Raw genomic sequence first — 6,582 nt, forward strand, 5'->3', positions numbered from 1 at the left:
CCATGACCACACCCGACCCGATCTTCGTGGACCCCCGCCTCGCGCGCCTCTACGACGCCTTCGACGACGACCGCAGCGACCTCGACCTGTACGCCGGCCTCGCCGAGCGGCTGGGCGCCCGCAGCGTCGTCGACGTCGGCTGCGGCACCGGCGTGCTCGCCCTGCTGCTGGCCTCCCGCGGCCTGGCCGTGACCGGCGTCGACCCCGCCGCCGCCTCCCTGGAGGTGGCCCGCCGCAAGCCCGGCGCCGAGGGTGTGACCTGGGTCGAGGGCGGGGCCGACGCCGTCGCCGGGCTGGGCCTCGCGGCCGACCTCGCCACGATGACCGGCAACGTGGCACAGGTCTTCACCGGCGACGACGACTGGGCGCGGGCGCTCGCGGCGGTCCACGACGCGCTCCGGCCCGGCGGGGTGCTCGTGTTCGAGACCCGGGTCCCCGCGCGCCAGGCCTGGCTCCGCTGGACGCGCGAGCACTGGTCGGCCCGCCGCACGATCCCCGGCGTCGGCGAGGTCGAGACCTGGACCGAGCTGCTGGAGGTCGCGCTCCCGCTGGTCACCTTCCAGCACACCTACCGCTTCCCGCCCGGCCTGCTGCCCGACGGCGACGTGGTCACCTCGGTCTCGACGCTGCGGTTCCGGGAGCGCGACGAGGTCGAGGCGTCGCTGGCCGCCGCCGGGTTCACGGTCGAGGAGGTGCTGGACGCGCCCGACCGGCCGGGCCTGGAGTGGGTGTTCGTGGCCCGCCGAAGCTAGGGGCGCGGCCCGCCGGGGCTAGGGGCGCGGCGCGCTCTTTTCATGGCAGTGCCATGTCATAGGATTCCCGCATGGCGAGGCAGAAGGACCCGGCAGTGCGCACGCAGCTCCTGGAGCGTGCGGCGCGGATGCTGCGCGAGCGCGAACCCATCACGCTGCGGTCGCTCGTCGACGGGACCGGGGTCTCGACGATGGCGGTCTACACCTACTTCGGCGGGATGGACGGGGTGTGGCGCGCGCTGCGCCAGGAGGGCTTCACGCGGCTCTCGGCGCGGTTCGAGGCCCTCGTCGTGCCGGACGACCCCGTCGAGGACCTCGTGGCGGGGGTCGCGGCCTACGTCGTCAACGCGCTCGAGTTCCCCGACCTCTACCGGGTCATGTTCGACGCGACAGTCGAGCTCGAGGACGTCGAGGCCGCCGAGTCGACCCTCGGCTATCTCGTGCGCGCCGCGCGGCGCTGTCGCGACGCGGGCCGCATCGCCGAGGACGCCGACCCCGAGCGGCTCGCCACCGAGGTCTGGACGGTCAGCCACGGGATCGTGTCGCTGGTCGTGAGCCGGGTCGCCTCCCGGCGCACCCTCGCCTCAGGAATTCCCCTGCTCACCGCGGTGATCGTCGCGGCCGGCGACGATCCCGCGGTGTGCCGGCGCTCGGTCGAGGCCGGCTGGGTCGCGCTGCGCCCGCCTCAGGGGAGCACGGCGATGGCGTCGACCTCGACCACGTAGCCCGGCGCGGCCAGCGCGGTGACACCGATCCAGGTGCTCGGCTGCTGGAACTCGACGCCCAGCTTCGCGGCGGCCCGCTCACGTCCGATGACGAACTGCTCGGCCTTGTCCGCGTCGAGGTCGACGATGTAGACGGTCACCTTGGCCAGGTCGGCCGCCGTCGCCCCGACCGCGTCGAGCGCGGCGGCGATGTTGAGGTAGGCCTTCTCGGCCTGTGCGGCCACGTCGTCCCGGCCCACGAGGTTGCCCTCGGTGTCCCACGACACCTGGCCGGCCAGGTAGACGGTGCGCGAACCCTGCGTGTCGGCCACCTGGTGGTGGACGTCGACGCGGTGGACGCCTTCGGGGTGCACCAGCTTGACGGTCATCGTCCTGCTCCTTCTTCTCCACGGTCTGCTCGAACCCCCAAAACATAACACTGCGATGCTATGTTATCGAGAGGGTGTGGCCAGGGTCACGCCCGGCGCGGCCGGGCGTGGGACCGGGCCCGGCCGGAGGTCGGTTCAGTCGAGGCTGCGGAAGAAGTCGCGGATGTCGTCGGCGAGCAGCTCGGGCTCCTCCATCGCAGGGAAGTGCCCGCCCTCGGCGTGCTCGCTCCAGTGGCTGACGGCGTTCCACGGGTCCAGCGCGCGGCGCATGAGCGGGTGGGTGTCGAACACCGCCCAGGCCGCGGGCACGCCCGAGGGGGCGAGCCAGTCGAGGCCCGAGTGCTCGGCCTCGTAGTAGAACTGCGCGCTGGAGGCGCCGCTGCGGGTGAACCAGTACAGGCTGACGTTCGTCAGGAGCTGGTCGCGGTCGACCGACTCGTCCGGCGTCGGGCGGGCGGGGTTGGTCCAGGTCTGGAACTTCTCGGCGATCCACGCGAGCTGGCCGACGGGGGAGTCGACCAGGGCCGCGCCGATGGTGTCGGGGCGGTGGTTCTGCATCTCGAAGTAGCCGCGCTCGGCCGCGTCCTTGGCACGCACCGCCTCGATCTGCCCGATCTCGTCGTCGGTCAGGCCCTCGGGATACGGGAACTTGTCGCCGACCATCCCGAGCGACCTGCCGTCGCTGCCCACGTGGGTGCCGATGACCCGCTCGGGGTAGAGCGCGGCCAGCCGGCCCGTGGTGCCCGCGCCGATGTCGGTGCCGTGCGCGGCGAACCGCTCGTAGCCGAGCCGCGTCATGATCTCGGCGTAGGCCTCGGTCGTGCGGGCTACCTCCCAGCCCGTTCCCGACAGCGGCGTCGAGAACCCGAAGCCCGGCAGGGACGGGATCACCACGTGGAAGTCGTCCGTGAGCAGCGGGATGAGGCGCTGGTACTCGACGAACGAGCCCGGCCAGCCGTGGTTCAGGAGAAGCGGGATGGCGTCCGGATTGGTCGAACGCGCGTGCACGACGTGGAACGTCTGGCCGTCGACGACGGTGGTGAGCTGCTCGTAGGCGTTGAGCGCCGCCTCCTGCGCGCGCCAGTCGAACCCGTCGCGCCAGTACTCGGCGAGCTCCGTGAGGTAGGCCTGCGGGATGCCGCGGCTGAAGTCCGTGCGGTCGTCGCGGCCGGGGACGGGGACCGGCCGTCGCGTGCGCGCGAGCCGGTCGTGCAGGTCGTCGAGATCGGCCTGGGGGATGTCGATGCGGAACGGGGTGAGTGCGGTGTTCTCGGTCATGACAGCTACCTTTCCAGGAGAGGCGGACAGGTTCTGGCCTCTACTTCTCTTCGTTGGGTGTGCGAGGTGCGAGACCTTCCAGACCGCGCCGGGCGTCCTGGAGCCCGTTCTCGTTTCCGCTGTCGTCGCGGATGCCGGTGAGGTCGCGTTCGGCCAGCCGCCGGGCGAAGTACGCGCCCTGGACCGCGAAACGGAAGCGGCGGAACGCGTCGAGATGGCGCAGCTCGTACTCGTCGAGCGGGCCTGCGGCCGAGTAGGCGTCGAGGAACGCACCTGCTCGCTCCGGCCCGCCGAGGTACATCACGGCGGAGGCGACGTCGTAGAGCACGGGGCCGCGGCAGGCGCCCGTCCAGTCGATGAGGCCGACGGCGTCGTACCGGAACGCCTCGGGCGCGGGATCCGTGTGCAGGACGGACCAGGTGACGGTCAGGCGGTCGGTCGCGCCACGGGCTTGCTCGACCGCGCGCGGGAGCCAGGGGTGGTCGCTCACGCCGGGCGCGTCGGGTGTCAGCCAGCCGTAGAACCCGCTGGTGCCCGGCTTCTGCCGGGCGGGGGCGCCGGCGTGGTGCACCTGGGCCAGGGTGGTCCCGATCCAGCGCTGCTCCTTGGCCGTCGTGCCGCCGAGCTCTCGGCCGGGGACGTGCTGGAGGAGTGCCAGCCGCTCGCCCGGTGCGACGAGCGCGCCCAGCACGGTGCGCACCGGACTCCCGGTCGTCAGGCCCGCGCGGCCGAGCCGCTCGGCGACCGAGCATCCTGTTGCGAGCAGCTCGACGTCCGCCGCGGAGACTCGCTTGGCGACGTAGGAGGTGTCACCGGCGCGAACCAGCCACGTCCTGGAGTTCATGCCTCCGTCGATGGTGGTGACCGTGGTCGCGTCCAGCCCCCAGTGGTGCCGCAGGGCCTGGTCGAGCGCATGGGCGTCCATCTCGCCACCTTCACACCGGCTGGTGCGCCGGCCTAGGGAATAGTCGCGGTGACCTCCGCGTCGAGCGCGCCCTGGGCCAGGCGCACGTGCACGCCGGCCCCGACCGTCACGTCGTCGGGACTCCGCACCACGTGGCCGTCCGCCCGCTGCACGACGGCGTAGCCGCGCTCCAGGGTCGAGGCGGGAGAAAGCGCCCTGACCTGGGCGCCGAGCCGGCCGATCTCGCCGCTCGCCCGCAGGAGCAGCGCGTCGAGGGCGTGCCTGCCGTGCCGGATCGCCTGGAGGAGGTCGCGTTCGCGCGACTCCAGCATCGTCTGCGGCGTCGCGAGGACGGGGCGCGAGCGGACGCCGTCGAGCCCGCGCTGCTCGCGGTCCAGCATGGCCGCGACGGCGCCGCGCATCCGGGAACGGGCCTGGGTCAGGCGGAGCCGCTCCTCGGAGACGTCGGGCACGATGCGCTTGGCGGCGTCGGTGGGGGTCGACGCGCGGTAGTCGGCGACCAGGTCGAGCAGCGGTGCGTCGGTCTCGTGCCCGATCGCGCTGACCAGCGGCGTGCGGACCTGCGACACCGTGCGCACCAGCGACTCGTTGCTGAACGGCAGGAGGTCCTCGACCGAGCCGCCGCCGCGCGCCACGACGATGACGTCGACCCGCGGGTCCTGGTCGAGCTCGGTGATGGCGTTCGACACCTCGCGGACGGCGTTGACGCCCTGCACCGCGACCTCGCGGATCTCGAACCGCACCTGGGGCCAGCGGGCACGGGCGTTGACGACGACGTCGTGCTCCGCCTTGGACTCGCGCCCGCAGACCAGCCCGACGACGGCGGGCAGGAACGGGAGGTTGCGCTTGCGGGAGGCGTCGAACAGGCCCTCCGCGGCGAGCACCCTCTTCAGGGCATCGATCCGGGCCAGCAGCTCGCCCACGCCGACGGCCTTGATCTCGTTCGCCTGCATCTGCAGGGTGCCGCGCTTGGTCCAGAAGACGGGCTTGGCGTGCACCACCACGTGGTCGCCCTCGGCGGGCGGCTGCGGCAGGGTGCTCAGGACGCGCGAGAAGATCGTCACGGGCAGGGACGCGTCGGCGTCCGTGTCGCGGAGCGTGAGCCACTGCATGCCGGAACCGGGCCGCAGGTTGAACTGCACCACCTGGCCCTCGACCCAGACCGGCGGCATCTTGTCGATGTAGCCCTTGATCTTCTCCGAGAGCACGCGCACCGGCCAGGGGCTGGTGGGCGTGGTGTCGAGCGCCTTGGCGGGCAGCTCGGTCGGGAGGGTCTGCTGGGTCGGTTCCGTCACGTGTCCAACCCTGCCACCCACCACCGACACAAGCCCTCCGCACACCGCCCCTAGACTGAACCTGTGAGTGTCACGAGCCCTGAGCGCCCTGCCCGGACCAAGACGAAGCGCGTCCTGCTGGCTGCACCCCGTGGTTATTGCGCCGGCGTGGACCGCGCGGTGGTCGCCGTCGAGAAGGCCCTGGAGACCTACGGCGCGCCCGTGTACGTGCGCAAGGAGATCGTGCACAACAAGCACGTGGTCGAGACGCTGCGCGAGCGCGGCGCCATCTTCGTCAACGAGACCGACGAGGTGCCCGAGGGCAGCCGGCTCGTCTTCTCGGCGCACGGGGTGTCGCCCGCCGTGCGCGCATCGGCCGTGGCGCGGAGCCTCGACACGATCGACGCGACCTGCCCCCTGGTCACCAAGGTGCACAAGGAGGCCGTGCGGTTCGCCAAGGACGACTACGACATCCTGCTGATCGGGCACACCGGTCACGAGGAGGTCGAGGGCACCGCCGGCGAGGCGCCCGAGCACGTGCAGATCGTCAACTCGCCCGACGAGGTGGACCAGGTCGTGGTGCGCGATCCCGACAAGGTCGTGTGGATCTCGCAGACCACGCTCTCCGTGGACGAGACCATGGAGACCGTCCGCCGGCTGCGCGAGAAGTTCCCGTCCCTGCAGGACCCGCCCAGCGACGACATCTGCTACGCCACGCAGAACCGCCAGGTCGCGGTGAAGAAGCTGGCGCCCGAGTGCGACCTGGTCATCGTGGTCGGCTCGGCGAACTCGTCCAACTCGGTGCGGCTCGTCGAGGTCGCGCTCCAGGCGGGCGCCACCGCCTCGTACCGCGTGGACCGCAAGACCGAGATCAAGGACGAGTGGCTGGAGGGCGTCACCACGGTCGGTGTGACCTCCGGTGCGTCGGTGCCGGAGATCCTGGTGCAGGACGTCATCACGCACCTCGCGGAGCACGGCTTCGGCACCGTCGACGAGGTGCGGACGGCGACCGAGGACCTCATGTTCTCGCTGCCGCGCGAGCTGCGCGCCGGCCTCAAGGCCGCGGGCGAGGAGCCCAAGCGCCCGCGCCGCGAGGCCCGCAAGGAGCTCCCGCAGGCCTGAGGTCTGTTGTCTGGGCTGCGGGCCGCACCACACCGGTGGCGGCCCCCCCCCCCAAGCTGGTGCTCACACCCCCCCCCCCTTCTCTTTTTGCTTCTTCTTTTTTTTCTCCTCCCCCCCCCCCCCCCCCCCCCCCCCTTT

General features: G+C 72.2%; 7 protein-coding genes. 3 read left to right on the plus strand and 4 right to left on the minus strand.

The features are described 5' to 3' along the window. The first annotated feature begins 2 nt into the window (after positions 1-2). Both ACFV9Q_RS05660 and ACFV9Q_RS05665 read left to right on the plus strand, forming a co-directional pair. On the plus strand, positions 3-752 hold the full coding sequence (locus tag ACFV9Q_RS05660) for a class I SAM-dependent methyltransferase (protein WP_377233550.1): 750 nt from the start codon (positions 3-5) through the stop codon (positions 750-752). Positions 753-823: 71 nt separating this feature from the next. Continuing rightward, on the plus strand, positions 824-1,477 hold the full coding sequence (locus tag ACFV9Q_RS05665; RefSeq protein WP_377233551.1) for a TetR/AcrR family transcriptional regulator: 654 nt from the start codon (positions 824-826) through the stop codon (positions 1,475-1,477). Here ACFV9Q_RS05665 and ACFV9Q_RS05670 read toward each other — a convergent pair. From ACFV9Q_RS05670 to xseA, 4 genes are all read right to left on the minus strand, one after another. Then, positions 1,438-1,845, minus strand: coding sequence for a RidA family protein (locus tag ACFV9Q_RS05670; protein WP_377228058.1), 408 nt, complete (start codon positions 1,843-1,845; stop codon positions 1,438-1,440). The genes ACFV9Q_RS05665 and ACFV9Q_RS05670 overlap by 40 nt on opposite strands. A gap of 135 nt (positions 1,846-1,980) precedes the next feature. Beyond that, positions 1,981-3,123, minus strand: a complete 1,143-nt coding sequence (locus tag ACFV9Q_RS05675; protein ID WP_377233552.1) for an epoxide hydrolase family protein — start codon at positions 3,121-3,123, stop codon at positions 1,981-1,983. A 40-nt stretch (positions 3,124-3,163) separates the two neighbouring features. Further along, the gene (locus ACFV9Q_RS05680) at positions 3,164-4,048 is read right to left on the minus strand and encodes a phosphotransferase enzyme family protein (RefSeq protein WP_377233553.1); all 885 of its coding nucleotides are present in this window, start codon (positions 4,046-4,048) and stop codon (positions 3,164-3,166) included. A 32-nt stretch (positions 4,049-4,080) separates the two neighbouring features. Further along, positions 4,081-5,343: an exodeoxyribonuclease VII large subunit gene (xseA, locus tag ACFV9Q_RS05685; protein ID WP_377233554.1), complete on the minus strand. Its 1,263-nt coding sequence runs from the start codon at positions 5,341-5,343 to the stop codon at positions 4,081-4,083. Positions 5,344-5,406: 63 nt separating this feature from the next. Between xseA and ACFV9Q_RS05690 the strand changes: the two genes are divergently transcribed. Beyond that, positions 5,407-6,444: a 4-hydroxy-3-methylbut-2-enyl diphosphate reductase gene (locus tag ACFV9Q_RS05690; protein ID WP_377228054.1), complete on the plus strand. Its 1,038-nt coding sequence runs from the start codon at positions 5,407-5,409 to the stop codon at positions 6,442-6,444. The last annotated feature ends 138 nt before the right edge of the window (positions 6,445-6,582 follow it).

Origin of the sequence: Promicromonospora sp. NPDC059942, assembly GCF_042731755.1 — a bacterium.
Classification (GTDB): domain Bacteria; phylum Actinomycetota; class Actinomycetes; order Actinomycetales; family Cellulomonadaceae; genus Promicromonospora.

Coding starts and splice junctions, on each gene's coding strand:
- ACFV9Q_RS05660 (WP_377233550.1), top strand. CDS start 3: ATGACCACACCCGACCCGATCTTCGTGGACCCCCGCCTCGCGCGCCTC.
- ACFV9Q_RS05665 (WP_377233551.1), top strand. CDS start 824: ATGGCGAGGCAGAAGGACCCGGCAGTGCGCACGCAGCTCCTGGAGCGT.
- ACFV9Q_RS05670 (WP_377228058.1), bottom strand. CDS start 1,845: ATGACCGTCAAGCTGGTGCACCCCGAAGGCGTCCACCGCGTCGACGTC.
- ACFV9Q_RS05675 (WP_377233552.1), bottom strand. CDS start 3,123: ATGACCGAGAACACCGCACTCACCCCGTTCCGCATCGACATCCCCCAG.
- ACFV9Q_RS05680 (WP_377233553.1), bottom strand. CDS start 4,048: ATGGACGCCCATGCGCTCGACCAGGCCCTGCGGCACCACTGGGGGCTG.